The sequence below is a fragment of the Pseudomonas sp. SC11 genome (assembly GCF_047039205.1).
GTDB classification, from domain to species: Bacteria; Pseudomonadota; Gammaproteobacteria; order Pseudomonadales; family Pseudomonadaceae; genus Aquipseudomonas; species Aquipseudomonas boreofloridensis.
This window is the reverse complement of the sequence record NZ_CP178183.1, coordinates 4,751,751-4,777,159: the sequence shown is the minus strand read 5'-3', so window position 1 is coordinate 4,777,159 and position 25,409 is coordinate 4,751,751. Positions and strand designations below refer to the sequence as shown.

The following is a 25,409-nucleotide window of genomic DNA, read 5'->3' as shown; positions in this document are numbered from 1 at the left end:
AAAAGCGCCTAGGCTGAGGCTTTGCCCAGTGGCGCGGATCAACGCGTGACTCGATAAATTGGCTCAAATTGTTTCAGGAGAAATCAGCATGCAGTCACCTCGTCGCGTTGCGATCCTGGGCGGCAACCGTATTCCGTTCGCCCGCTCCAATGGCGCCTACGCCACCGCCAGCAACCAGGCGATGCTCACTGCGACGCTGGAAGGTCTGGTGGAGCGCTATCGGCTGCACGGGCTGCGCCTGGGCGAAGTGGTGGCCGGCGCGGTGCTCAAGCACTCGCGCGACCTGAGCCTGACCCGCGAATGCGTGCTCGGCTCGCGGCTGTCGCCGCAGACCCCCGCCTACGACATCCAGCAGGCCTGTGGTACAGGGCTGGAGGCTGCGCTGCTGGTGGCGAACAAGATCGCCCTCGGGCAGATCGACAGCGCCATCGCCGGCGGCGTGGACACCACTTCCGATGCACCGATCGCCCTCAACGAGGGGCTGCGCCGGGTGCTGCTGGAGGCCAACCGCGGTCGGCGACTGAGCGAGCGTCTGAAGCCGTTTCTCAAGCTGCGGCCGAGCTTTCTCAAGCCCGAGTTCCCGCGCAATGGCGAGCCGCGCACCGGGCTATCGATGGGCGAGCACTGCGAGCGCATGGCGCAGACCTGGCAGATCGAGCGCGCCGAGCAGGACGCACTGGCGCTGCTTAGTCACCAGCACATGGCCGAGGCTTATGACCAGGGTTGGCACGATGACCTGCTCACGCCCTACCTGGGTCTGACCCGCGACAACAACCTGCGGCCAGACCTCACCGCCGAGCAGTTGGCCAAGCTCAAGCCGGTGTTCGACAAAGGCCCGAAGGGCACCCTGACCGCTGGCAACTCCACCCCACTCACCGATGGCGCCTCGCTGGTGCTGCTGGGCAGCGAGGCCTGGGCCGAGCAGCAGGGATTGTCGGTGCTGGCCTATCTGGTGGACGGCGAGGCGGCCGCCGTGGACTTCGTCAAAGGTCGCGAAGGTCTGCTCATGGCGCCGGTGCATGCGGTGCCACGCCTGTTGGCGCGCAATGGCCTGAGCTTGCAGGACTTCGACTACTACGAAATCCATGAAGCCTTCGCCGCCCAGGTGCTGTGCACTCTCAAGGCCTGGGAGGACGAGCGCTACTGTCGTGAGGTGCTGGGGCTCGACGCGGCGCTGGGCGCCCTCGACCGCAGCCGGCTCAACGTCAAGGGCAGCTCGCTGGCTGCCGGTCATCCGTTCGCCGCCACCGGTGGGCGGATTCTGGCGAACATGGCCAAGTTGCTGGCCAAGGCCGGCAAGGGTCGCGGACTGATCTCGATCTGCGCCGCGAGCGGGCAGGGGGTGACGGCGATCGTCGAGCGCTGAGGTGGTAACCTTTGGCCAAACCACGACAACAAGCCGCGCCATGCCGACCCCAGGTCCCCTCACTGCCCCCCGTGCCATCCCCACGCTGCAGCGCTTGCCGCGGCCGCTGTACGCGCGCGCCGAAAGCCTCGGCGCGGGCTCCTGGACCCCGCGCCATCAACATGACTGGGCGCAGTTCTCCTACGCCATCAGTGGCGTGCTGGGCGTCTACACCAGCGATGGCAGCTACTTTGCTCCGCCGCAGTGGGGGGTGTGGATTCCGGCGGGTCTGGAGCACGAGGTGGTGACCTCGATGCAGGCGGAAATGCGCAGCCTTTATGTGCGTCGCGATGCCTGCACCTGGGGCGCCGATGCCTGCCAGGTGGTGGAGGTGACGCCCTTGGCGCGCGAGCTGATCAAGCAATTCTGCCAACTGCCGGCGGCCTACCCGGAAGGCGACACGGCCGAGGCCCGCCTGGTGGCGGTACTGCTCGACCAGTTGCAGACGCTGCCGCGCGTCGGCTTCTCGCTGCCGCTGCCGCGCCATCCCGGCCTGCTGGCGCTGTGCAATGCGCTGATCGCCGCGCCTGATCGAGCGCAGACCCTGCAGCAGTGGGCGCTGCAACTGGAGTGCTCGGACAAGACACTCATGCGCCTGTTCCAGCGCGAGACCGGCTTGAGTTTTCGCAACTGGCGTCAGCGCATGCGTCTGCTGTCGTCGCTGGCGCTGCTCGAAGCCGGGCACAGCGTCACCGAGGCGGCGCTGGGCTGTGGCTACGACTCCACCTCGGCCTACATTGCCGCCTTCAAGCAGCTGTTCGGTGCCACGCCAGGCGAACTGCGCCTCTGATCTTCAGGTCTTGAACCGGCGCACCAACGCATCCAGTTCGCTGGACAGGCCTTCCAGGCTTTGCGAGTCCTGCCGCGCCGCCTGCGCCAGTTCGGCCACCAACTGCGCATCGCCATGGATCTGGCTGATGTGGCGGTTGATGTCTTCGGCCACCTGGTGCTGCTCTTCAGCGGCGGTGGCGATCTGCGTATTCATGTCGCGGATGACGTCCACCGACTCACGGATCTGACCGAAGCTGTCACGTGCCTCGCCGATGCGGCTGACCGACTGCTGCGACACGTCCAGGCTGGCATGCATCTGCGCAGCCACCTGGGCCGTACGGCTGGCCAGGTTGCCCAGCAAGCCGTCGATCTCGGCGGTGGAGTCGGCGGTGCGCTTGGCCAGGGCGCGCACTTCGTCGGCGACCACGGCGAACCCGCGGCCTTGTTCGCCGGCACGGGCCGCTTCGATGGCGGCGTTGAGCGCCAGCAGGTTGGTCTGCTCGGCGATCGAGCGAATGGTGCCCAGAATCGACTGGATCGAATTGCTGTCACGCTCCAGTTGTTGCATCGATTGGGCAGACTGCTCGATCTCATGGCTCAGGCGATCGACGCTCTGTACCGCCGCGTCGATCTGCTGCTGACCCTGACGCGCCTGCTGCTGACCGCTGTCGGCCGATTGCGCGGCTTGGCTGCACGAGCGCGCCACCTCGTTGGCGGTGGCGACCATTTCGTGGAAGGCCGTGGAGACCATGTCCACCGCTTCGCGCTGGCGCCCGGCCGCTTCGGCCATGTCGCCGGACACCCGGGTAGAACTGGCCGAGGTGGCGAGAATCTTCCCGGCGGCGCCGCCGATGTGCTGGATCAGGCTGCGGATCGCGCCGAGGAACTGGTTGAACCAACTGGCCAACTGCGCGGTTTCGTCGTTGCCGCGCACGTCGAGGTTGCGGGTCAGGTCACCTTCGCCCTGGGCGATGCCTTCCAGGCCACTGCTGACACCGGTGATCGGCCGCACGATGAGCTTGGCGAAGGTGGCGCCGGCCACCGCGAACAGCGCGGCGAGCACCAGGGCGATGACGCCGATCTGCCAGGTCAGGCGGGTGGCGGCCTGCATGACCTCGTCCTGCTGGATCAGGCCGATGAAGGTCCAGCCCAACTGCTCGTCGACGTAGACGTTGGCCATGTACGGTTGGTCGTCGATACGCACCTGCACCAGACCCTTGCCGGCCTTGGCCAACTCGGCGTAGCCGCCGCCGAAGCTCTCCAACTGCTTGAAGTTGTGGTTGGGGTCGCGTGGGTCGACCAGCACGTTGCCGTTCTTTTCCACCAGCATCAGGTAGCCGCTTTCACCCAGCTTGATCTTCTTGACGATTTCGCTGAGGCCCTTGAGCGACACGTCGATATTGACCACGCCGCCAGGCGCGCCGAGTTGGTTGTTGACGGCGCGTACGGTGCCGATCAGCGCCAGGTCGTCGGCAGCCCAGTAATAGGCGCCGGTGCGCACGGTCTTGCCGGGGTTGGCCATCGCCAGTTGATACCAGGGGCGCTGGCGTGGGTCGTAGTTGGTGTACTTCTGCCCAGCGGGCCAGCCGACATAACCGCCGTCGCTGACGCCGTAGGACACATAGGCGTAGGCTGGATGGGTTTCAGCCAGACGCGTGAAGGCGGCGAGCACCCGTTTGTCCTGCTCACCCAGTTCGGTGGGCGGGTTGGCGCTCATGAACTTGTTCAGGTTGCTGCCTGCGGCGCCGACCTGGGGCAGGGAGGCCAGGTAGTCGACGTTCTCGTCGATGCCCTGGAAGAACATGTTCATCGCATTGGCGACCTGGCGGATTTCCCGGCTGCTGCTGTCCAGGAAATCGTCCCGCGCGTCTTCGCGCAGGTTGAGTACCACCACGGCGGCGACGATGACGATGGGCAAGCCGGCAATCACGGCGAAGGCCCAGGTGAGTTTCTGCTTGATGTTCATTCGCGCTCCCGGATTTTTTCTTGTAGACGCATGGAACTGGTATCAAGGGCATCGGCATGGCGCTGGTGTTTCTGAAGGAGTCTGTAGGAAAACTCCCAGTTTTAGGGGATGAAAGCGGCAGACGAGGCCGCTTCAGTCATACCTGGCTAATAGGGCATACCCAATTGCCGTGCTTGAGGGCGCTCATTGGCAGCAACTGCCTTCATCCGCCAGGCCCTGGAGGATCGGACAGTCGGGTCGATCATCGCCATGGCAATGGGCGACCAACTCGCTGAGGGTGTCGCGCAGGCTCACCATTTCCTCGATCCGACGGTTCAGGTCCTCGATGTGCTGGGTCGCCAGCGCCTTCACGTCGGCGCTGGCGCGCTGGCGGTCCTGCCACAGCGCCAGCAGACGCGCGACCTCGTCCAGGGAGAAACCCAGGTCGCGCGAGCGCTTGATGAAGTTCAGGCTGTGCAGGTCCTCCTGCTGGTAGAGGCGATAGCCGCTGTCGCTGCGCAGCGCGGGCTTGAGCAGGCCAATGGACTCGTAGTAGCGGATCATCTTGGCGCTGAGCCCGGTACGCCGGGCGGCCTGGCCGATGTTCATGGGGTCTCCTTGACGGCGATGTCGCGCGGCTTCCAGGTCTTGAGCCAGAGGGCGTTGCTGACCACGCTGACGCTGGACAAGGCCATGGCGGCGCCGGCCAGCACCGGGTTGAGGTAACCGAAGGCGGCGAGAGGGATGCCAACCAGGTTATAGATGAAGGCCCAGAACAGGTTCTGACGAATCTTGGCGTAGGTCTTGTGGCTGATTTCCAGCGCCGCCGGCACCAGGCGCGGGTCGCCGCGCATCAGAGTGATACCGGCGGCCTGCATGGCCACATCGGTGCCGCCGCCCATGGCGATGCCGATGTCGGCGGCGGCCAGGGCGGGCGCGTCGTTGATGCCGTCACCGACCATGGCCACTACGCCTTGCTGCTTCAATGCGTTGACGGTGGCCGCCTTGTCGGCCGGCAGCACTTCGGCGTGTACATCGTCGATGCCCAAGGCTTGGGCAACCACCCGGGCGCTGCCGCGGTTGTCGCCCGTCAACAGGTGGCTGCTGATGCCTTGGGCATGCAAGGCGGCGATCGCCTGATCGGCGCCGGGCTTGAGGCTGTCGCCGAAGGCGAACAGGCCCAGCACCTGGCGCTGCGGCGAACACTCGATCAGCCACGACAACGTGCGGCCCTCGGCTTCCCAGGTGTTTGCCGGGGTCAGCAAGGGGCCCGGCTGCAATTCGTTCTCGTCGAGCAGGCGGCGGTTGCCCAGCGCCAACACCCGGCCTTCGACCGTGCCCTGGATACCGCGTCCGGTCAGCGACTGGCTGTCACTGACCTGGGGAATGTCCAAGCCTTCCTCGCGTCCGGCCTCCAGGACGGCCTTGGCCAGCGGGTGCTCGCTGCCGCGTTGCAGGGCTCCGGCCAGGCGCAGCAGGTCATGGTCGGCGCCTGCCGCCGCCTGCGAATGAACGATGCGCGGGCTGCCGGAGGTGAGGGTGCCGGTCTTGTCGAACACCACGCGGTTCACCGCATGGGCGCGCTCCAGGGCTTCAGCGTCCTTGATCAGGATGCCGTGGCGGGCGGCTACGCCGGTGCCGGCCATGATCGCCGCCGGTGTCGCCAGGCCCAGGGCGCACGGGCAGGCGATCACCAGCACGGCGACGGCGTTGATCAGCGCGCTTTCCAGCGGCGCACCGGCCAGCCACCAGCCGACCAGGGTGATCAGCGCCAGTACCAGTACCGCCGGGACGAACACCTGGCTGACCCGATCCACCAGCTTCTGGATCGGCGCCTTGGCCGCTTGGGCATCCTCGATCAGGCGGATGATGCGTGCCAGTACCGTCTCCGTGCCCAACGCTTGGGTGCGCACCAACAAGCGGCCTTCGCCGTTGATCGCTCCACCGGTGACGCTGTCGCCAGGCGCTTTGGCCACTGGCAGGCTTTCACCGCTGATCAGCGCCTCGTCGGCATGACTGCTGCCTTCGAGCACCTCGCCGTCGACCGGGAACCGCTCGCCTGGCTTGACCAGCACCTGGTCGCCCAGGCGCAACTGACTGATCGATACCTCCTCTTCACTGCCGTCGATCACTCGCACGGCGCGCTCCGGCCGCAGGGCTTCCAGGGCGCGGATAGCGCTGGCGGTCTGACGCTTGGCGCGGCTTTCCAGGTACTTGCCCAGCAGCACCAGAGCGATCACCACCGCCGAGGCCTCGAAATACAGATGCGGCTCCATTCCGGCCGGCGCCTGCGCCCATTGATAGAGGCTCAGGCCATAGCCGGCGCTGGTGCCCAGCGCGACCAGCAGGTCCATGTTGCCGGCGCCTGCGCGCACGGCTTTCCAGGCGGCCTTGTAGAAGCGTGCGCCGAGGATGAACTGCACGGGCGTGGCCAGCGCGAACTGCGCCCAGGCCGGCAGCATCCAGTGCAGGCCGAACGGTTGCACCAGCATCGGCAGCACCAGCGGCACGGCCAGCAGCACGGCGGCGAGCACCGCCAGGCGCTCGCGGCGCAGGCGACGCTGAGCCTGGTGTCGGTCGTCGTGGGCATCGCGCGGCAGGCTGGCGCTGTAGCCGGCCTGTTCGACGGCGGCGATCAATGCCGCCTCGGCCGTGCCCGCCAGCACTTCCAGGTGAGCGCGTTCGCTGGCCAGGTTGACGCTGACCTGTTCGACACCCGGCAGTTTGGCCAGTGCCCGTTCGACGCGGCCCGCGCAACTGGCGCAGGTCATGCCGCCGATCTGCAGTTCCAGGGTGTGGGTCGGTACGCGGTAGCCCGCTTGGCGCACGGCGTCGATCAACGCCGGCAGGCTGCTGGCCGGGGCCTGGATGCGGGCCTGTTCGGTGGCCAGGTTGACGCTGACCTGTGCAGCGCCGTCGACCTTCTGCAGCGCGCGTTCGACGCGGCCGACGCAGCTCGCACAGGTCATGCCGGCAATCGGCAGGTCGAAGGTGGTGGTTGCGGCCATGGCTTCTCTCCTTGATCAGGCCTGCAGCATCAACCTTGCCATGCGGGGAAGGTCAATACCCCAGGTCGGCTCGCTTGAGCTGCAGTCCATTCTGGCTCAAGGTGATGCGGTACTTGTTGATCTGACCGGCTTGCAGCATCAGTCGAGTGCTGCGCTGATCTTCCACGCCTGCGCCGCAGCCGGGGGCTTGGCCGGGCAGCAGGCGCAGGCGCACGTCCACCGGTCCTGGCGGCAGGTTGAAGGAGGTCGATTGTTCCTGGAAGACGCGCCCGGACAGTTGGTCGTTGAGGTACACGCCGATTTCGCAGCTGGTGGCCACTTCCAGACGTTCCCGGGAAATGATCAGCACGCTGTACTGCGCGTTGTCCTCGGCGCTGGCCGGCGGCACCATGGCCAACGCGCCCAAAAGCCCGACAACGCCCGCTGTTGCCCTGAACATGAAGAGTCTCCTGCTGGCTGACGATCTGCAAAAGCGCAGCTTGGCCGAGGTTGGCAAGGATTGCTACCCCGACCCGTCATCGAGGCACTTGACCTTGCCACCATGGCAAGGTCGAGACTGCGGCGAAATCCTCAGGAGGTAGCACCATGCACGTGTTCAATGTTCAAGGCATGACCTGCGGCCACTGCGTCAAGGCGGTGACCCAGGCGATTCAGACGGTGGATGCGGCAGCCCAGGTGAAGGTGGATTTGCCGGGCCGTCAGGTGAAGGTGCAGAGCGAATCGCCTGCCGAACGGATCGTCGCGGCGATCATGGAAGAGGGTTATCAGGCGCAGTTGGCCTGATAGTTCAGGGTGCGGTCGTACTGACGGTTCGCCATGCAGCGGCCGTGCCCTGCGGATTCAGGCCCGAATGGTATGGCGCAGAGCGCGTGGCACGTGAGTTCAGTGTCTGGAGGTTTTTCAGGTTTTGCTGGCATGGGCAGTCGGTGAATGTAGACTAGCTGTTTGCTTAGCCTGCTATGGATTCCTGATGAACCTGCGAATGGTGATGATTCTGGGCGCACTCAGTGCGTTCGGGCCCCTGGCTATCGATTTTTACCTGCCCGCTTTTCCGGCCATGGCGCACGCCTTCGCGACCGATGAACGACAGATCCAGACGACCTTGGCCGTCTACTTCCTCGGGCTGTCGATCGGTCAGTTGGCCTATGGCCCGGCGGCGGACCGCTTCGGACGGCGCAAGCCGCTGTTGTTCGGCGTGGGGCTATTCACGCTGGCTTCACTGGCCTGCGCCTACGCGCCCAACCTTCAGACCCTGGTGATGGCGCGGTTCGTTCAGGCGCTTGGTGGCTGTGCGGGCATGGTGCTGTCGCGGGCCATCGTCAGTGACAAATGCGATGCCGTGGCCTCGGCCAAGGTGTTCTCGCAACTCATGCTGGTCATGGGCCTTGCGCCGATCCTGGCGCCCATGCTGGGCGGTGCGCTGGTCAACGTCGCCGGCTGGCAGTCGATCTTCCTGTCGTTGAGCCTGTTCAGCGCAGCGGCGCTGCTGGCGGTGGTGTTGGGACTGCCGGAAAGCCTGCCGGCGCATGTGCCGCGTCAGCCGCTGTCCGGTGCGCTGCGTCAATACCTACGGCTGGCGCGCGATCCGCTGTTCATCGGTCATGCGCTGACCGGTGGGGTCGCGATCGCCGGCATGTTCGCCTACATCGCCGGTTCTCCGTTCGTGTTCATCAAGCTTTATGGCGTGCCCGCCGAGCACTATGGCTGGCTGTTCGGCATCAACGCGGCAGGCTTCATCCTGGTCGCCCAGTTCAATGCGCGCCTGCTGTCCAGACGCCCGCCGGGATGGCTGCTGGTGCGTGCGGTCTGGGTGTACCTGTTGGCAGGGCTGGCTTTGCTGATGGTGTCGGCGCTGCATCCGGCGGCACTCTGGCCACTGTTGCTGCCGCTGTTCGTGTGTATCGCCAGCCTGGGCTGCATCATTCCCAATGCTTCGGCCTGCGCCATGAATGGGCAGGGTGCCCGGGCAGGCAGCGCCTCGGCTTTGCTGGGCTGCCTGCAATTCAGTGTCGCGGCAATGGCTGCGGCGCTGGTGGGTGTGCTGCATGACGGCAGCGCCGTGCCGATGTCGCTGGTGATCAGTCTGTGCGGCCTGCTGGTGGTCAGCGTCGCGCTGCTGACTCGACGCCGCCAGGCAAAGGCGCCGGCATGAGATTGTGGGGTGCATTCAGACGCGCCTGCAGCGAGGCGACGAAGGCGCGCGCCTCCTCCTCGCTGCGAAATCCCACCACCTGTTGATCGAGCTGAACCTGCCAGGGGCAGGTCCGATGGTGATTCGAAGCACAGACGACAATCTTCATGGCGGCGTCCTCGTGTGGGTGTGACGGCGGGACATGAGTTTAGTCCGACTGAGGTGCACCGCCAGGCGCGGCACGCGAATGCTGACCGGTGGTCATGGTCTGGCAGCTCGATGAACCTTCGCATTTGTATGCACTACTTATGGAAGGCGATTGTCGGCATTGTTCCTGGTCTACGAACCGATGCACGACCGCGAAGGCCCGTGTCCTTTGACGCAGAGCGAATGCCCCGAATCCCGACCTTCTTTCTATTTTTCCTACCTTGCAGAGGGTACTGCCACCCTCGTTCGCCGGGCTTCCCTATAGCCACCGGCTCCCTCTAGTGCAGGGGTTCTGGCGGCTTATACTTGCCCGCGCAGGCAATGCAGACAGAGCGATTTCCCTCTCAGACTGCAGTGCCGAACGTTGCGTCTGAACTCACCGGTCCCATGTGCCGCCACTGCGGGCGATGCTGGGTGCCATGGATGGCTATCGGACAAGAAACATGACTTTGCAGGGAGTGGATGGAGCATGAAAGCAGTCAGCAGTATCAGCCAGATCGCCGGCCTCATGGCCGAGCCCAAACGCAGTGCGATGCTCTGGGCCCTCATCGATGGCTCGGCCCGGCATGCAGACGAGTTGGCTTCGATGATAGGCGTGACACCTTCCTCGGCTTGTGCCCACCTGTCTCTATTGTCGTCTGCCGGTCTGTTGCGGCTGGAAGCGCGCGGGCGCAAGCGCTATTTCCGCCTGGCGACGCCTGAGGTGGTAGCGGCGGTCGAGGCTTTGGCCAGCGTGCAGCTGGGCAGTCGCGCAGAGAACCTGGCCTCGATCAAGCCGCTGCAGGTGCCAGTGTCACTGCGCCGGGCGCGTCGGTGCGGCGATCACCTGGGCGGCGAGCTGGCGGCTGACCTGTACCGGCGCATGGCGTGTGCGGGGTGGTTGGAAGGCAGTCAATTGCAGGCCAGCGTCAGCGCCGAGGGACGTGTGCAACTGGCGCAGATCGGCGTCTACATCGATGCGCTGGCACCGCGCCAACGCGGCAGATGCGAAATCTGCCATTGCAGCGAATGGAGCGACAGCAGCGCCCATTTGGGCGGCGCGCTCGGCCAGGCGCTGCTCAGTCTGTTCCTGCAGTCGGGGTGGATACGCGAACAGGAGGGCACCCGAACCCTGAAGCTCTCGACACTCGGTGTGCAAGAAATCAATCGCATCGCCAATGTCCCCGCCTTGCAGGTGGGTTGAACTGCAAGGCGGCCAGGTTCGAATCAGACCAGACGAGCGTCCAGACTGTTCTGCGCCAGGCGCTGTGCCTGGTCCTGAGTCATGCCTAGATGCTCGTGCAGCGCCATGAAGTTTTCGGTGACGTAACCCCCGAAGTAGGCAGGGTCGTCCGAGTTGACGGTGACCTTCACGCCGCGCTCGAGCATGTCGAGGATGTTGTGCTGGCCCATGTGCTCGAACACGCACAGCTTGGTATTGGACAGCGGGCAGACGGTCAGTGGAATCTGCTCGTCGATGATGCGCTGCATCAGGCGCTCGTCCTCGATGGCGCGCACGCCATGGTCGATGCGCTTGATCTTGAGCAGGTCGAGGGCTTCCCAGATGTACTCGGGAGGGCCTTCTTCACCGGCGTGGGCCACGGCCACGAAGCCTTCGTTGCGGGCGCGGTCGAATACGCGCTTGAATTTGCTGGGAGGATGGCCTTTTTCCGAGCTGTCCAGGCCGACGGCGATGAATGCGTCACGGAAGGGCAATGCTTGGTCGAGGGTCTTGTGCGCCTCGTCTTCGCTCAGGTGGCGCAGGAAGCTGAGGATCAGGCCGCTAGTGACGCCCAACTGCTCGCGGCCGTCCTTGAGGGCCTGGCCGATGCCACCGAGCACGACCTCGAAGGGAATGCCCCGGTCGGTATGGGTCTGAGGGTCGAAAAACGGTTCGGTGTGGATCACATTCTGCGCTTTGCAGCGTTGCAGGTAGGCCCAGGTCAGGTCATAGAAATCCTGCTCGGTACGCAGTACGTCCGCACCTTGGTAATAGAGGTCGAGGAACTCTTGCAGGTTGTTGAAGGCGTAGGCACTGCGTAGCGCCTCCACATCCGTCCACGGCAGCGCGATCTTGTTGCGGGCAGCCAATGCGAACAGCAACTCGGGCTCCAGCGAACCCTCCAGATGCATGTGCAGTTCGGCCTTGGGCAAGGCGTTGAGCCAGTTGTACATGGGAAAACTCTCGAATCAGTCACGGTTGGCCGACATTCTACAGGCCTGGACGCGCGGCGACAGACCGGGGGCTGACTGGCAACCCCCGGCCAGGCTCAGCCGTTGATCAAGGCGGCGGCGGCCTGGCGGTGGTCGGCGATCAGCTTCTGTACATCCAGTCCTTCGATCTGGCCATCGATCACCCGCCATTGCCCGGCCACCATCACCCGGTCCGCTCGGTCTGCCGCGCACAGCAGCAAGGCCGAGAGTGGGTCATGGCTGCCGGAGAAACGCAGTTCGTCGAGTTTGAACAGCGCCAGGTCGGCCTGCTTGCCGACGGCCAGTTCACCGATGTCATCCCTGCCCAGCAATTGTGCCGAGCCCCGGGTGGCCCAGTTCAGCGCCCGCTGCGGCGTGATCTGTTCGGCGCCGTAGCGCAGGCGCTGCAGATACAGGGCCTGGCGCGCTTCGAGGAGCATGTTGGAGGCATCGTTGGAGGCCGAGCCGTCCACGCCCAGGCCCACGATCGCGCCAGCGGCCTCCAAGTCCGCCGTCGGGCAAATGCCCGAGGCCAAGCGCATGTTCGAACTCGGGCAATGGCATACGCCGGTGCCGGCGTCTGCGAGTCGAGAGATTTCCTCCGGGTTAAAATGGATGCCGTGGGCCAGCCAGGTGCGTGGGCCAAGCCAACCGACGCTGTCCAGATAGTCCACTGTGCGCAGCCCGAAGCGTTGCAGGCAGAAGTGTTCTTCGTCGAGGGTTTCGGCCAGGTGGGTATGCAGGCGCACGTCCAGTTCTTCGGCCAGGGCCGCGCTGGCGCGCATGATCTGCGGAGTGACGGAAAACGGTGAACACGGCGCCAGGGCGACCTGGATGCGCGCACCGTCACCTCGCTCGTGGTAGCGGTGGATAAGTCGCTGGCTGTCGGCCAGGATGGTTTCGCCTTGCTGTACGGTTTGCTGCGGTGGCAGGCCGCCGTCAGCCTGACCCAGGCTCATCGAGCCGCGGGTAAGCATGGCGCGCATGCCCAGTTTGCGTACCACCTCGACCTGAATGTCGATGGCGTGCTCCAGTCCGTCGGGGAACAGATAGTGGTGATCGGCAGCGGTGGTGCAGCCTGAGAGCAGCAGTTCGGCCAAGGCGACTTCGCTGGCCAATGCCAGGCTGGCTGGGGTCAGGCGTGCCCAGACCGGATAGAGGGTTTGCAACCAGGGAAACAACGGCTGGTTGACCACCGGCGCCCAGGCGCGGGTGAGGGTCTGGTAGAAGTGATGGTGGGTATTGATCAGGCCTGGCAGCACCACGTGTTGGCGGGCATCGAAGACCTGCTCGCAGGGTTGTTCGGGCTGTTCGCCCAAGCCCAGCAGTTGGCTGATGCGACCGCCTTCGATGACCAGACCGCCACGGGCATCGGCGTGGTTGGCAGTAAAAATGGCGAGGGGAGATTTCAACCAGATACGGGTGGCAGGCATGGCGCCGGCTCCTCTGAAAATGGGTTCAGGGTTAGCCAGCTCAGTGTTGTCCTGTCTGCTGATCCAGGTCCGCCGCAGGGCGAGGCATCGAGTCTACTGCCTCGCCCGGCGCCGTTCAATTCACCAGGTCAGGCTGTCGCCTTTGTAGTTGATGAAATGCAGGCCGCCGTGGCCGCTCTGTGCGTTGATCTGATCGAGCATGCCGCGCGTACTGGTAAACACGTCTATTTCGGCGTTCTCGCCGCCCATGTCGGTCTTCACCCAACCCGGATGCATGGCCACCACGCTCAAGTCGGAGCGCTGCAACTCCACCACGAAGCTGTTGATCATCGAGTTCAAGGCGGCCTTGCTCGCCTTGTACAGGCAGATTTCATTGCCGTCCGGGCTGGTCACGCTGCCCAGACCTGAGCTCATGAAGGCCAGCACGCCGGTGTCTTGCCGAATGTGCCCGACCAGGCGACGGGCCACGCGGATCGGTGCGACGGCATTGGTCATGAACAAGGCGCCAATGTCTTCGTTTTGAACAGCTTCCAGATCCTGAGGCAGAGGGCCCATGACGCCGGCGTTGATGAACACCAGGTCGAACGTGTCGCCCTGCAGCCGCTGCGTGAGGCCGTCGAGCAGGGTGGTGTCATTCATTTCCAGGGACTCGATGCGCACCCCCGCAACGTCGGCCAGAGCGCCGGGTTTGTGCGCGTCACGCACGGTGGCGGTGACATTCCAGCCGTCTTCGCGCAGACGTTGTACCAGGCCAAGACCCAGCCCGCGAGACGCACCGATGATGAGGGCATGTTTGCTGGTGGACATAGGAGCTCCAAGATCGTTTGAACGAAGGGCGCAGGATACCTCAGGCCAGCGCTCGCAGGGCAGCAACGGCAAGTGATCAAAAAATGATCGAAGTCCCGCATGCCTTGTGCTCAAAGGGGGGCAGGCTATTCGCGCACCGCTTATCCACAGGCTGCTCCACAGTTATTGTGTGAAAGCAGGGGTGGCGTTGAACGGCTCGGTCGATGGGTCGGTATGTGGATAAATACAAAGGGATTCAGTGGTTTGCGGCTGTCATCAAAACGTGATCAAAATATGTACAGTTAGCTGCAGCCATTGCAGGACTAGGCCTGCAGTGAAGTACCCCAAGCTTATCCACAGGCAGGCCAACAGTATTTGTGGGCAGCTTTCAGCAGCGCTCCAGGCGGATTCGGCCTCGGCTCAGGTCTGCCAACTGTTGAGCCAGGGTGCTGAGGTGCGCCTCGCCCAACGCCACGCGCAGATCGACGCCATTGGCGGTGAACTGTTCGTCCAGCACCAGACCCTCGACTTCACCCAAGCGCAGTTTGAGCAGGGCTAGCTCGCTGAACGTGCAACTGCAGTTGAATTCGCCGCGCTGCACCAGTTCGCGTTTCTGCGCCTGCTGCAGGCACTTGTTGGCGCCGCCGCCGTAGGCACGCGCCAGGCCTCCGGTGCCGAGCTGAATGCCGCCGTACCAGCGGATCACCAGCACCACGACCTGATCGCAGTCCTGGGCCTCGATGGCGGCAAGGATGGGTCGGCCAGCGGTGCCGCCCGGTTCGCCATCATCGCTGCTGCGGTACTGCGGGCCGAGTTTCCAGGCCCAGCAGTTATGCGTTGCGCTCGGGTCACTGTGGCGCTCGATGAAGGTCATGGCGTCGGCCACGCTGGTGATCGGGCCGGCGAGGGTCACGAAGCGGCTTTTGCGGATGTCTTCGCGTAATTCGCAGACGTCGAGCAGAGTTGAGGGCATAAGTGGCGATCAGGCGGCTGCGGTGGTGATGCCGCAGCCTTTGAGAATGATGTGGATAAGATTGTTGCTGGCGTCTTCCATGTCCTGCTTGGTCAGGCGACTGCGCCCAGTGACCTGGCAGATCTGGGTGGCGAAGTCGGCATAGTGCTGGGTGCTGCTCCAGAGCAGGAAAATCAGGTGTACCGGATCGACCGGATCCATCTTGCCGGCCTCGATCCAGGCCTGGAACACGGCAGCGCGGCCGCGGAACCATTCGCGGTAGTCGGCACTGAAGTAATCGGTCAGGCATTGTCCGCCGCTGATCACTTCCATGGCGAAGATCCGCGAGGCCTGAGGATTGCGCCGCGAATACTCCATCTTGGTGCGGATGTACTGGTCCAGCGCTTGGGCCGGATCGTCCTCGACGCTCAAGGCGTTGAAGGTGCTGTCCCATAATTCGATGATATTGCTCAGCACCGCGATGTACAGGCCGAGCTTGTTAGTGAAGTAGTAGTGCAGGTTGGCTTTGGGCAGGTTGGCCTTCAGCGCGATGGTGTTCATGCTGGTGCCCTTGAAACCATGGCGGGCGAACTCGTCTTCGGCCGCCTGGATGATAGCCTGTTCGTTCTTCTGGCGAATGCGGCCGGCGGGTTTGCCCGAGGCGGAGAGGCGGTGCGCAGGGACTTCAAGTGTCATGGACGATTCCGTACAGGTTCTGTGGGCAACGGCTGTCGGACAGATTACCTGCCTGTGCAGAAGTGACAAGGGTTAGCGCGTTGTCGCCAGGCTTTCGAGAAAACTCTCCAATACCAGGTTGGGTCGACGTCCCTTGCGGGTGACCCAACTCAAGCTCAGGTCGTAGAAGCGCTCAGTGGGCTTGAGCGCACGCAAGCGCCCCTGCTGCACCCAGAATGTGGCGTAGTGATCGGGCAGGTAGCCAATGTAGCGTCCGGTCAGGATGAGAAAGGCCATGCCTTCGCGATCCGAGGCGCTGGCGGTGCAGGTCAGCGCCTGGTAGTGCGCCTGGATGTCGGCCGGCAGACGGAACGTCGGCGCGATGGCTTCCTGGGCATTGAGCCGGGGATCGTCGATCTGCTGATCGTCGGCATAGAACAGGGGGTGGCCCACTGCGCAGTAGAGCAGCGAGCGTTCGCTGTAGAGCGGCTGATACTCCAGGCCGGACAACGGGCTGGTCTGCGGTACCACGCCGACGTGCAGGCTGCCGTCCAATACGCCTTGCTCCACCTGGCTCGGCGCGATCATGCGGATCTGGATGCGCACGTCAGGACCGCGATCCTTGAGTTCGGCCAGGGCATGAGTGATGCGCATGTGTGGGAGGGTGACCAGGTTGTCCGTAAGACCGATGTTGAGCTCGCCGCGCAGGTGCAGGTGCAGGCCGTTGACTTCGGTGCGGAATGTTTCCAGTGCGCTGAGCAGTTGCAGCGCCGAGTGATACACCTCGCGGCCTTCCTCGGTCAGCGAAAACCCGGCGCGCCCGCGCTGGCACAGGCGCAGGCCCAGGCGCTGCTCGAGGTCGTTCATTTGCTGGCTGATTGCCGAACGACCGATGCCCAACACGTTTTCGGCGGCCGAAAAGCCGCCGCACTCGACCACGCTGCGGTAAATCTTCAGCAGGCGAATGTCGAAGTCGCTGACTTGGGCGAGGGGATCGGGGCGTCGGCTCATCTGTTTAGTCCGGGTCTGACTGAAGGTTAGAAATGTTGGCTTTTTCCGACTTTATCCTCATGCCAACGTAGCGGCAACAACACCCATCGTTGCCTATTCGTTTGCCGAGGAACCGCCGATGAACATGCCTGAAGCCGCGCCCACCGGTCTGGCCAGCCAGCTCAAGCTGGACGCCCACTGGATGCCGTACACCGCCAACCGCAATTTCCATCGCGATCCGCGCCTGATCGTCGCGGCTGACGGCAATCATCTGGTCGACGACAAGGGACGGCGCATCTTCGACGCACTGTCGGGCCTGTGGACCTGTGGCGCAGGGCACACGCGCAAGGAAATCGCTGACGCCGTGTCGCGCCAGATGAGCGTGCTCGACTACTCACCGGCCTTCCAGTTCGGTCATCCGCTGTCGTTCCAGTTGGCGGAAAAGATCGCCGAACTGACGCCAGGCGATCTGAACCACACCTTCTATACCAACTCCGGCTCCGAATGTGCCGATACGGCGCTGAAGATGGTGCGTGCCTACTGGCGCCTGAAGGGCCAGGCCAGCAAGACCAAGATCATCGGCCGTGCCCGCGGTTACCACGGCGTCAATATCGCCGGTACCAGCCTGGGCGGGGTCAACGGCAACCGCAAGATGTTCGGCCAGTTGCTGGATGTCGATCATTTGCCTCACACCGTGTTGCCGGTCAATGCCTTCTCCCGTGGTCTGCCGGAAGAGGGGGGTATTGCCCTGGCCGACGAGATGCTCAAACTGATCGAGCTGCACGATGCCTCGAACATCGCTGCAGTGATTGTCGAGCCGCTGGCCGGCTCTGCCGGTGTGCTGCCGCCGCCGAAGGGTTATCTGAAACGTCTGCGTGAAATCTGCACCCAGCACAACATCCTGCTGATCTTCGACGAAGTGATCACCGGCTTTGGTCGTATGGGGGCGATGACGGGCGCTGAAGCGTTTGGCGTGACCCCGGACCTGATGTGCATTGCCAAACAGGTCACCAACGGCGCGATTCCAATGGGCGCCGTGGTCGCCAGCAGCGAGATCTACCAGACCTTCATGAATCAGCCGACCCCGGAATATGCGGTGGAATTCCCCCACGGCTATACCTACTCCGCTCACCCGGTAGCTTGCGCGGCCGGTATCGCGGCGCTGGACCTGCTGCAGAAGGAAAACCTGGTGCAGGCTTCGGCCGAGCTCGCCCCGCACTTCGAGCAGTTGCTGCATGGGCTCAAAGGCAGCAAGCACGTGGTGGACATCCGCAACTATGGCCTGGCTGGCGCGATTCAGATCGCTGCCCGCGACGGCGATGCGATCGTGCGTCCCTACGAGACTGCCATGAAGCTGTGGAAGGCTGGATTCTATGTGCGCTTCGGCGGCGACACCTTGCAGTTCGGGCCGACCTTCAATACTCAGCCGCACGAACTGGACCGTCTGTTCGATGCGGTAGGCGAAACGCTGAATCAGATCGACTGATCTTTCCGACTTTGAGGACAGGCGCTTCGGGCGCCTGTCTTTCCCTTCTTTATCTGGAGTCTCGCATGAGCATCGTTCAGCACCTGATCAACGGTGAGCTGGTTTCCAAAGGCGGCCGTACCGCCGACGTCTTCAACCCCTCCACAGGGCAGGCCACGCGCAAGGTCGAATTGGCCAGTCGCGCGACCATCCAGGATGCCATCGACGCGGCCAAGGCCGCGTTTCCGGCCTGGCGCAACACGCCGCCGGCCAAGCGTGCCCAGGTCATGTTCCGTTTCAAGCAGTTGCTGGAGCAGAACGAAGCCCGCATCTCGCAGATGATCAGTGAAGAGCACGGCAAGACCCTGGAAGATGCGGCCGGCGAACTCAAGCGTGGGATCGAGAACGTCGAGTTCGCCTGTGCAGCGCCGGAGCTGCTCAAGGGCGAGTACAGCCGTAACGTCGGCCCGAACATCGACGCATGGTCTGACTTCCAGCCGTTGGGCATCGTGGCGGGTATCACACCGTTCAACTTCCCGGCCATGGTGCCCCTGTGGATGTATCCGCTGGCCATCGTCTGCGGCAACGCGTTCATCCTCAAACCGTCGGAGCGTGACCCCAGCTCGACGCTGTACATCGCGCAATTGCTGCAAGAAGCCGGGCTGCCCAAAGGCATTCTCAATGTGGTGCACGGTGACAAGGAAGCGGTGGACGCGCTGATCGAGGCGCCAGAGGTCAAGGCCCTGAGCTTCGTGGGCTCGACGCCGATCGCCGAGTACATCTATGCCGAAGGCACCAAGCGCGGCAAGCGTGTGCAAGCCCTGGGCGGGGCGAAGAACCACGCGGTGCTGATGCCCGATGCCGAACTGGACAACGCCGTCAGTGCCTTGATGGGCGCGGCCTATGGTTCGTGCGGCGAGCGCTGCATGGCGATTTCGGTGGCCGTGTGCGTGGGTGACCAGGTCGCCGATGCACTGATCGCCAAGCTCGAACCGCAGATCAAGGCGCTGAAGATCGGTGCCGGTACCTCCTGTGGCCTGGACATGGGGCCGTTGGTCACCGCAGCGGCTCGCGACAAGGTCGTGGGCTACATCGACGATGGCTTGGCGGCTGGCGCCAAACTGGTGGTGGATGGTCGCGGCTTAAGGGTGTCTGGCAACGAGGATGGTTACTTCGTTGGCGGTACGTTGTTCGATCACGTCACGCCCGAGATGCGTATCTATAAGGAAGAGATCTTCGGGCCGGTGCTGTGCGTGGTACGGGTGAGCAGCCTGGAAGAGGCCATGCAACTGATCAATGAGCATGAGTACGGTAATGGCACCTGCATCTTCACCCGGGACGGTGAGGCGGCGCGCTTGTTCTGCGACGAGATCGAGGTGGGGATGGTCGGGGTGAACGTGCCGCTGCCGGTGCCGGTGAGCTATCACAGTTTCGGCGGCTGGAAGCGCTCGCTGTTCGGTGACTTGCATGCCTATGGGCCGGATGGCGTGCGCTTCTACACCCGTCGTAAGGCCATCACCCAGCGTTGGCCACAGCGCAAGAGCCACGAGGCTTCGCAGTTCGCGTTTCCGAGCTTGTAATACTGCAGGTGAATAGCGGGGCGGCCGACAGGCCGCCCCGCTTTGTTTCAACTATTTGAATTTATTTGAAATTAAGCCTTGACCGCTGTTCAGATCCCCTTATAATGCGCCCCACTTCCGCAGCAAACGGAACGCGAAACTCCTTGATAATCAACGAGTTAAGCGAGTTCGGTGCGGTGCGAAGGGCTTCGATCCTCGGGTTGAAAGCGGTGAAAAAGGCAGTTGACAGCATCGGTTGGTGCTGTATGATTCGCCTCCCGCTACGAGAGATCGCGGCGAGTCAAGTGTTTGAAGCTAAACGAGTTTCTCGGTAAAAACTTCAAAATAAACGCTTGACACGAAGTAAGGCTGCTGTAGAATGCGCGGCCTTGGTTGAGGCGAAACGCTCTTAGCCAAACGCTCTTTAACAAATCGAATCAAGCAATTCGTGTGGGTGCTTGTGAGTACGGACTGATTGTCGCATAGATTATCAGCATCACAAGTGGCCATGCGAGAAATCACATAGTCATTTGAGATTGCTGAGCCAAGTTTAGGGTTTCTTAAAAACCCAAGCAGTATTGAACTGAAGAGTTTGATCATGGCTCAGATTGAACGCTGGCGGCAGGCCTAACACATGCAAGTCGAGCGGATGAGAGGAGCTTGCTTCTCGATTCAGCGGCGGACGGGTGAGTAATGCCTAGGAATCTGCCTGGTAGTGGGGGACAACGTTTCGAAAGGAACGCTAATACCGCATACGTCCTACGGGAGAAAGCAGGGGACCTTCGGGCCTTGCGCTATCAGATGAGCCTAGGTCGGATTAGCTAGTTGGTGAGGTAATGGCTCACCAAGGCGACGATCCGTAACTGGTCTGAGAGGATGATCAGTCACACTGGAACTGAGACACGGTCCAGACTCCTACGGGAGGCAGCAGTGGGGAATATTGGACAATGGGCGAAAGCCTGATCCAGCCATGCCGCGTGTGTGAAGAAGGTCTTCGGATTGTAAAGCACTTTAAGTTGGGAGGAAGGGTTGTAGATTAATACTCTGCAATTTTGACGTTACCGACAGAATAAGCACCGGCTAACTCTGTGCCAGCAGCCGCGGTAATACAGAGGGTGCAAGCGTTAATCGGAATTACTGGGCGTAAAGCGCGCGTAGGTGGTTTGTTAAGTTGGATGTGAAAGCCCCGGGCTCAACCTGGGAACTGCATCCAAAACTGGCAAGCTAGAGTACGGTAGAGGGTGGTGGAATTTCCTGTGTAGCGGTGAAATGCGTAGATATAGGAAGGAACACCAGTGGCGAAGGCGACCACCTGGACTGATACTGACACTGAGGTGCGAAAGCGTGGGGAGCAAACAGGATTAGATACCCTGGTAGTCCACGCCGTAAACGATGTCAACTAGCCGTTGGAATCCTTGAGATTTTAGTGGCGCAGCTAACGCATTAAGTTGACCGCCTGGGGAGTACGGCCGCAAGGTTAAAACTCAAATGAATTGACGGGGGCCCGCACAAGCGGTGGAGCATGTGGTTTAATTCGAAGCAACGCGAAGAACCTTACCAGGCCTTGACATGCAGAGAACTTTCCAGAGATGGATTGGTGCCTTCGGGAACTCTGACACAGGTGCTGCATGGCTGTCGTCAGCTCGTGTCGTGAGATGTTGGGTTAAGTCCCGTAACGAGCGCAACCCTTGTCCTTAGTTACCAGCACGTCATGGTGGGCACTCTAAGGAGACTGCCGGTGACAAACCGGAGGAAGGTGGGGATGACGTCAAGTCATCATGGCCCTTACGGCCTGGGCTACACACGTGCTACAATGGTCGGTACAGAGGGTTGCCAAGCCGCGAGGTGGAGCTAATCTCACAAAACCGATCGTAGTCCGGATCGCAGTCTGCAACTCGACTGCGTGAAGTCGGAATCGCTAGTAATCGCGAATCAGAATGTCGCGGTGAATACGTTCCCGGGCCTTGTACACACCGCCCGTCACACCATGGGAGTGGGTTGCACCAGAAGTAGCTAGTCTAACCTTCGGGGGGACGGTTACCACGGTGTGATTCATGACTGGGGTGAAGTCGTAACAAGGTAGCCGTAGGGGAACCTGCGGCTGGATCACCTCCTTAATCGAAGACATCAGCCTGCTGATGAGCTCCCACACGAATTGCTTGATTCATTGTGAAAAGACGATGCTGTAACGCGACCCTGTTATAGGTCTGTAGCTCAGTTGGTTAGAGCGCACCCCTGATAAGGGTGAGGTCGGCAGTTCAAATCTGCCCAGACCTACCAATTACTTGGTGCGGCCTACGAGATGTAGCAGATACACGGGGCCATAGCTCAGCTGGGAGAGCGCCTGCCTTGCACGCAGGAGGTCAGCGGTTCGATCCCGCTTGGCTCCACCACCTTTGTACAGCACTGTTAGAACTCAGAAATGAGCATTCGCGCGTCGCGTTGACGCCGCGTTGGAATGTTGATTTCTGGCTTTTGCCAGATCGTTCTTTAAAAATTCGGATATGTGATAGATACAGACTGATGACCAGTTTCACTGCTGGAAATCAGGCTGAGGTAAAATTTGTGAGTTCTGCTCGAAAGAGCGACGTGCGAATTTTCGGCGAATGTCGTCTTCACAGTATAACCAGATTGCTTGGGGTTATATGGTCAAGTGAAGAAGCGCATACGGTGGATGCCTTGGCAGTCAGAGGCGATGAAAGACGTGGTAGCCTGCGATAAGCTTTGGGGAGTCGGCAAACAGACTGTGATCCAGAGATCTCTGAATGGGGGAACCCACCTAGGATAACCTAGGTATCTTGTACTGAATCCATAGGTGCAAGAGGCGAACCAGGGGAACTGAAACATCTAAGTACCCTGAGGAATAGAAATCAACCGAGATTCCCTTAGTAGTGGCGAGCGAACGGGGACCAGCCCTTAAGTTGATTTGAGATTAGTGGAACGCTCTGGAAAGTGCGGCCATAGTGGGTGATAGCCCCGTACACGAAAATCTCTTTTCAATGAAATCGAGTAGGACGGAGCACGAGAAACTTTGTCTGAACATGGGGGGACCATCCTCCAAGGCTAAATACTACTGACTGACCGATAGTGAACCAGTACCGTGAGGGAAAGGCGAAAAGAACCCCGGAGAGGGGAGTGAAATAGAACCTGAAACCGTATGCGTACAAGCAGTGGGAGCCTACTTTGTTAGGTGACTGCGTACCTTTTGTATAATGGGTCAGCGACTTATATTCAGTGGCGAGCTTAACCGAATAGGGGAGGCGTAGCGAAAGCGAGTCTTAATAGGGCGCTTAGTCGCTGGGTATAGACCCGAAACCGGGCGATCTATCCATGGGCAGGTTGAAGGTTAGGTAACACTGACTGGAGGACCGAACCGACTACCGTTGAAAAGTTAGCGGATGACCTGTGGATCGGAGTGAAAGGCTAATCAAGCTCGGAGATAGCTGGTTCTCCTCGAAAGCTATTTAGGTAGCGCCTCATGTATCACTGCTGGGGGTAGAGCACTGTTTCGGCTAGGGGGTCATCCCGACTTACCAAACCGATGCAAACTCCGAATACCAGCAAGTGCCGAGCATGGGAGACACACGGCGGGTGCTAACGTCCGTCGTGAAAAGGGAAACAACCCAGACCGTCAGCTAAGGTCCCAAAGTCATGGTTAAGTGGGAAACGATGTGGGAAGGCTTAGACAGCTAGGAGGTTGGCTTAGAAGCAGCCATCCTTTAAAGAAAGCGTAATAGCTCACTAGTCGAGTCGGCCTGCGCGGAAGATGTAACGGGGCTCAAACCATGCACCGAAGCTACGGGTATCACCTTTGGTGATGCGGTAGAGGAGCGTTCTGTAAGCCTGTGAAGGTGAGTTGAGAAGCTTGCTGGAGGTATCAGAAGTGCGAATGCTGACATGAGTAACGACAATGCGAGTGAAAAACTCGCACGCCGAAAGACCAAGGTTTCCTGCGCAACGTTAATCGACGCAGGGTTAGTCGGTCCCTAAGGCGAGGCTGAAAAGCGTAGTCGATGGAAAACAGGTTAATATTCCTGTACTTGCAGTTATTGCGATGGAGGGACGGAGAAGGCTAGGCCAGCCTGGCGTTGGTTGTCCAGGTTTAAGGTGGTAGGCTGAAATCTTAGGCAAATCCGGGATTTCAAGGCCGAGAGCTGATGACGAGTTGCCTTTAGGCGACGAAGTGGTTGATGCCATGCTTCCAAGAAAAGCTCCTAAGCTTCAGATAACTGGGAACCGTACCCCAAACCGACACAGGTGGTTAGGTAGAGAATACCAAGGCGCTTGAGAGAACTCGGGTGAAGGAACTAGGCAAAATGGCACCGTAACTTCGGGAGAAGGTGCGCCGGCGAGGGTGAAGGACTTGCTCCGTAAGCCCATGCCGGTCGAAGATACCAGGCCGCTGCGACTGTTTATTAAAAACACAGCACTCTGCAAACACGAAAGTGGACGTATAGGGTGTGACGCCTGCCCGGTGCCGGAAGGTTAATTGATGGGGTTAGCGCAAGCGAAGCTCTTGATCGAAGCCCCGGTAAACGGCGGCCGTAACTATAACGGTCCTAAGGTAGCGAAATTCCTTGTCGGGTAAGTTCCGACCTGCACGAATGGCGTAACGATGGCGGCGCTGTCTCCACCCGAGACTCAGTGAAATTGAAATCGCTGTGAAGATGCAGTGTATCCGCGGCTAGACGGAAAGACCCCGTGAACCTTTACTATAGCTTTGCACTGGACTTTGAGCTTGCTTGTGTAGGATAGGTGGGAGGCTTTGAAGTGGGGACGCCAGTTCTCATGGAGCCATCCTTGAAATACCACCCTGGCAACCTTGAGGTTCTAACTCAGGTCCGTGATCCGGATCGAGGACAGTGTATGGTGGGTAGTTTGACTGGGGCGGTCTCCTCCCAAAGAGTAACGGAGGAGTACGAAGGTGCGCTCAGACCGGTCGGAAATCGGTCGTAGAGTATAAAGGCAAAAGCGCGCTTGACTGCGAGACAGACACGTCGAGCAGGTACGAAAGTAGGTCTTAGTGATCCGGTGGTTCTGTATGGAAGGGCCATCGCTCAACGGATAAAAGGTACTCCGGGGATAACAGGCTGATACCGCCCAAGAGTTCATATCGACGGCGGTGTTTGGCACCTCGATGTCGGCTCATCACATCCTGGGGCTGAAGCCGGTCCCAAGGGTATGGCTGTTCGCCATTTAAAGTGGTACGCGAGCTGGGTTTAGAACGTCGTGAGACAGTTCGGTCCCTATCTGCCGTGGACGTTTGAGATTTGAGAGGGGCTGCTCCTAGTACGAGAGGACCGGAGTGGACGAACCTCTGGTGTTCCGGTTGTCACGCCAGTGGCATTGCCGGGTAGCTATGTTCGGAAGAGATAACCGCTGAAAGCATCTAAGCGGGAAACTTGCCTCAAGATGAGATCTCACTGGGATCTAGAATCCCCTGAAGGGCCGTCGAAGACTACGACGTTGATAGGTGGGGTGTGTAAGCGCTGTGAGGCGTTGAGCTAACCCATACTAATTGCCCGTGAGGCTTGACCATATAACACCCAAGCAATTTGAGCGTGAGCGCCGAATTGTGGTGGTGAAGACGAGAGAACCGAAAGTTCGCGACGAACCACAGAATCACATATCCGAATAGGCTGGGGTGTCCGCAGGGACGCACTGGCAACCGAATTTCTTGACGACCATAGAGCATTGGAACCACCTGATCCCATCCCGAACTCAGCAGTGAAACGATGCATCGCCGATGGTAGTGTGGGGTTTCCCCATGTGAGAGTAGGTCATCGTCAAGATTCATTTCGCAAAACCCCTATCTGCGCGAGCAGGTAGGGGTTTTGTCTTTTCACGACGCTCAAAACAAGGCCATTCCAAGAGGCGCATTGCTGCCACTCTCGCCACCCAGTATGGTTC

The 25,409-nt window shown here is 61.2% G+C and carries 18 protein-coding genes, 2 tRNA genes, 3 rRNA genes and 1 pseudogene; 12 read left to right on the top strand and 12 right to left on the bottom strand.

Annotation, left to right across the window (positions count from 1 at the left end; all coding sequences use genetic code 11):
• The first annotated feature begins 88 nt into the window (after window positions 1–88).
• Window positions 89–1,366, top strand: a complete 1,278-nt coding sequence (locus tag ACK2SD_RS21345) for an acetyl-CoA C-acetyltransferase (RefSeq protein ID WP_412460777.1) — start codon at window positions 89–91, stop codon at window positions 1,364–1,366.
• A gap of 40 nt (window positions 1,367–1,406) precedes the next feature.
• A complete protein-coding gene (locus ACK2SD_RS21340) occupies window positions 1,407–2,195 on the top strand; it encodes an AraC family transcriptional regulator (protein WP_295481657.1) in 789 nt (262 codons plus the stop codon).
• A gap of 3 nt (window positions 2,196–2,198) precedes the next feature.
• Here the strand turns inward: ACK2SD_RS21340 and ACK2SD_RS21335 are convergent, their stop codons facing one another.
• From ACK2SD_RS21335 to ACK2SD_RS21315, 5 genes and pseudogenes are all read right to left on the bottom strand, one after another.
• Window positions 2,199–2,903: a methyl-accepting chemotaxis protein gene (locus tag ACK2SD_RS21335; RefSeq protein ID WP_412462349.1), complete on the bottom strand. Its 705-nt coding sequence runs from the start codon at window positions 2,901–2,903 to the stop codon at window positions 2,199–2,201.
• A 201-nt stretch (window positions 2,904–3,104) separates the two neighbouring features.
• Window positions 3,105–3,980: pseudogene (locus tag ACK2SD_RS21330) on the bottom strand (cache domain-containing protein); the annotation flags it as partial.
• 345 nt (window positions 3,981–4,325) lie between these two features.
• Window positions 4,326–4,730 (bottom strand): Cu(I)-responsive transcriptional regulator, encoded by a 405-nt coding sequence (gene cueR / locus ACK2SD_RS21325; protein WP_304485181.1) that lies wholly within the window; start codon window positions 4,728–4,730, stop codon window positions 4,326–4,328.
• On the bottom strand, window positions 4,727–7,129 hold the full coding sequence (locus ACK2SD_RS21320; protein ID WP_412460776.1) for a heavy metal translocating P-type ATPase: 2,403 nt from the start codon (window positions 7,127–7,129) through the stop codon (window positions 4,727–4,729). Before ACK2SD_RS21320 ends, cueR begins: the two co-directional genes overlap by 4 nt.
• Window positions 7,130–7,181: 52 nt before the next feature.
• On the bottom strand, window positions 7,182–7,568 hold the full coding sequence (locus tag ACK2SD_RS21315; protein WP_342649769.1) for a hypothetical protein: 387 nt from the start codon (window positions 7,566–7,568) through the stop codon (window positions 7,182–7,184).
• Window positions 7,569–7,714: 146 nt separating this feature from the next.
• Between ACK2SD_RS21315 and ACK2SD_RS21310 the strand changes: the two genes are divergently transcribed.
• A complete protein-coding gene (locus tag ACK2SD_RS21310; protein ID WP_412460775.1) occupies window positions 7,715–7,912 on the top strand; it encodes a heavy-metal-associated domain-containing protein in 198 nt (65 codons plus the stop codon).
• Window positions 7,913–8,099: 187 nt separating this feature from the next.
• The gene (locus tag ACK2SD_RS21305; protein ID WP_295481668.1) at window positions 8,100–9,281 is read left to right on the top strand and encodes a multidrug effflux MFS transporter; all 1,182 of its coding nucleotides are present in this window, start codon (window positions 8,100–8,102) and stop codon (window positions 9,279–9,281) included.
• On the opposite strand, the gene ACK2SD_RS21300 is transcribed toward ACK2SD_RS21305, so the two are convergent.
• The gene (locus tag ACK2SD_RS21300; protein ID WP_412460774.1) at window positions 9,232–9,429 is read right to left on the bottom strand and encodes a hypothetical protein; all 198 of its coding nucleotides are present in this window, start codon (window positions 9,427–9,429) and stop codon (window positions 9,232–9,234) included. The two genes, ACK2SD_RS21305 and ACK2SD_RS21300, sit on opposite strands and share 50 nt — an antisense overlap.
• Window positions 9,430–9,936: 507 nt before the next feature.
• Here ACK2SD_RS21300 and ACK2SD_RS21295 point away from each other — a divergent pair.
• Complete coding sequence (locus ACK2SD_RS21295; protein ID WP_039583025.1) at window positions 9,937–10,650, top strand: ArsR/SmtB family transcription factor; 714 nt, start codon at window positions 9,937–9,939, stop codon at window positions 10,648–10,650.
• Window positions 10,651–10,673: 23 nt separating this feature from the next.
• On the opposite strand, the gene ACK2SD_RS21290 is transcribed toward ACK2SD_RS21295, so the two are convergent.
• The 6 genes from ACK2SD_RS21290 to ACK2SD_RS21265 all read right to left on the bottom strand — a co-directional run bounded on the left by ACK2SD_RS21290 (window position 10,674) and on the right by ACK2SD_RS21265 (window position 16,496).
• Window positions 10,674–11,621, bottom strand: coding sequence for an adenosine deaminase (locus ACK2SD_RS21290; protein WP_412460773.1), 948 nt, complete (start codon window positions 11,619–11,621; stop codon window positions 10,674–10,676).
• Window positions 11,622–11,716: 95 nt separating this feature from the next.
• Entirely contained in the window at window positions 11,717–13,072 is a 1,356-nt protein-coding gene (locus ACK2SD_RS21285) for an 8-oxoguanine deaminase (RefSeq protein ID WP_412460772.1), read from the bottom strand.
• A 120-nt stretch (window positions 13,073–13,192) separates the two neighbouring features.
• Window positions 13,193–13,879 carry an SDR family oxidoreductase gene (locus ACK2SD_RS21280; protein ID WP_412460771.1) on the bottom strand — a complete coding sequence of 229 codons (687 nt, stop codon included), beginning with the start codon at window positions 13,877–13,879 and terminating at the stop codon, window positions 13,193–13,195.
• Between the two features lie 367 nt (window positions 13,880–14,246).
• Window positions 14,247–14,831 carry an IMPACT family protein gene (locus ACK2SD_RS21275; protein WP_412460770.1) on the bottom strand — a complete coding sequence of 195 codons (585 nt, stop codon included), beginning with the start codon at window positions 14,829–14,831 and terminating at the stop codon, window positions 14,247–14,249.
• Between the two features lie 9 nt (window positions 14,832–14,840).
• A complete protein-coding gene (locus ACK2SD_RS21270; RefSeq protein WP_039583032.1) occupies window positions 14,841–15,506 on the bottom strand; it encodes a TetR/AcrR family transcriptional regulator in 666 nt (221 codons plus the stop codon).
• Between the two features lie 72 nt (window positions 15,507–15,578).
• Window positions 15,579–16,496 carry a LysR family transcriptional regulator gene (locus ACK2SD_RS21265; RefSeq protein ID WP_412460769.1) on the bottom strand — a complete coding sequence of 306 codons (918 nt, stop codon included), beginning with the start codon at window positions 16,494–16,496 and terminating at the stop codon, window positions 15,579–15,581.
• A 118-nt stretch (window positions 16,497–16,614) separates the two neighbouring features.
• On the opposite strand from ACK2SD_RS21265, the gene ACK2SD_RS21260 reads away from it, so the two are divergent.
• From ACK2SD_RS21260 to rrf, 7 genes are all read left to right on the top strand, one after another.
• On the top strand, window positions 16,615–17,961 hold the full coding sequence (locus ACK2SD_RS21260) for an aspartate aminotransferase family protein (protein ID WP_412460768.1): 1,347 nt from the start codon (window positions 16,615–16,617) through the stop codon (window positions 17,959–17,961).
• Window positions 17,962–18,026: 65 nt separating this feature from the next.
• Entirely contained in the window at window positions 18,027–19,520 is a 1,494-nt protein-coding gene (locus ACK2SD_RS21255; RefSeq protein WP_116887527.1) for a CoA-acylating methylmalonate-semialdehyde dehydrogenase, read from the top strand.
• Window positions 19,521–20,079: 559 nt separating this feature from the next.
• A 16S ribosomal RNA gene (locus ACK2SD_RS21250) occupies window positions 20,080–21,616 on the top strand.
• Window positions 21,617–21,702: 86 nt separating this feature from the next.
• Window positions 21,703–21,779, top strand: a tRNA-Ile gene (locus ACK2SD_RS21245).
• Between the two features lie 37 nt (window positions 21,780–21,816).
• A tRNA-Ala gene (locus ACK2SD_RS21240) sits at window positions 21,817–21,892 on the top strand.
• Between the two features lie 254 nt (window positions 21,893–22,146).
• Window positions 22,147–25,038, top strand: a 23S ribosomal RNA gene (locus ACK2SD_RS21235).
• A 137-nt stretch (window positions 25,039–25,175) separates the two neighbouring features.
• Window positions 25,176–25,291: ribosomal RNA gene (gene rrf / locus ACK2SD_RS21230) — 5S ribosomal RNA — on the top strand.
• Together the 16S, 23S and 5S rRNA genes with 2 tRNA genes alongside form the textbook arrangement of a ribosomal RNA operon.
• The last annotated feature ends 118 nt before the right edge of the window (window positions 25,292–25,409 follow it).

Coding starts and splice junctions, on each gene's coding strand:
- ACK2SD_RS21345 (WP_412460777.1), top strand. CDS start 89: ATGCAGTCACCTCGTCGCGTTGCGATCCTGGGCGGCAACCGTATTCCG.
- ACK2SD_RS21340 (WP_295481657.1), top strand. CDS start 1,407: ATGCCGACCCCAGGTCCCCTCACTGCCCCCCGTGCCATCCCCACGCTG.
- ACK2SD_RS21335 (WP_412462349.1), bottom strand. CDS start 2,903: ATGGTCGCCACCGCCAACGAGGTGGCGCGCTCGTGCAGCCAAGCCGCG.
- cueR (WP_304485181.1), bottom strand. CDS start 4,730: ATGAACATCGGCCAGGCCGCCCGGCGTACCGGGCTCAGCGCCAAGATG.
- ACK2SD_RS21320 (WP_412460776.1), bottom strand. CDS start 7,129: ATGGCCGCAACCACCACCTTCGACCTGCCGATTGCCGGCATGACCTGT.
- ACK2SD_RS21315 (WP_342649769.1), bottom strand. CDS start 7,568: ATGTTCAGGGCAACAGCGGGCGTTGTCGGGCTTTTGGGCGCGTTGGCC.
- ACK2SD_RS21310 (WP_412460775.1), top strand. CDS start 7,715: ATGCACGTGTTCAATGTTCAAGGCATGACCTGCGGCCACTGCGTCAAG.
- ACK2SD_RS21305 (WP_295481668.1), top strand. CDS start 8,100: ATGAACCTGCGAATGGTGATGATTCTGGGCGCACTCAGTGCGTTCGGG.
- ACK2SD_RS21300 (WP_412460774.1), bottom strand. CDS start 9,429: ATGAAGATTGTCGTCTGTGCTTCGAATCACCATCGGACCTGCCCCTGG.
- ACK2SD_RS21295 (WP_039583025.1), top strand. CDS start 9,937: ATGAAAGCAGTCAGCAGTATCAGCCAGATCGCCGGCCTCATGGCCGAG.
- ACK2SD_RS21290 (WP_412460773.1), bottom strand. CDS start 11,621: ATGTACAACTGGCTCAACGCCTTGCCCAAGGCCGAACTGCACATGCAT.
- ACK2SD_RS21285 (WP_412460772.1), bottom strand. CDS start 13,072: ATGCCTGCCACCCGTATCTGGTTGAAATCTCCCCTCGCCATTTTTACT.
- ACK2SD_RS21280 (WP_412460771.1), bottom strand. CDS start 13,879: ATGTCCACCAGCAAACATGCCCTCATCATCGGTGCGTCTCGCGGGCTG.
- ACK2SD_RS21275 (WP_412460770.1), bottom strand. CDS start 14,831: ATGCCCTCAACTCTGCTCGACGTCTGCGAATTACGCGAAGACATCCGC.
- ACK2SD_RS21270 (WP_039583032.1), bottom strand. CDS start 15,506: ATGACACTTGAAGTCCCTGCGCACCGCCTCTCCGCCTCGGGCAAACCC.
- ACK2SD_RS21265 (WP_412460769.1), bottom strand. CDS start 16,496: ATGAGCCGACGCCCCGATCCCCTCGCCCAAGTCAGCGACTTCGACATT.
- ACK2SD_RS21260 (WP_412460768.1), top strand. CDS start 16,615: ATGAACATGCCTGAAGCCGCGCCCACCGGTCTGGCCAGCCAGCTCAAG.
- ACK2SD_RS21255 (WP_116887527.1), top strand. CDS start 18,027: ATGAGCATCGTTCAGCACCTGATCAACGGTGAGCTGGTTTCCAAAGGC.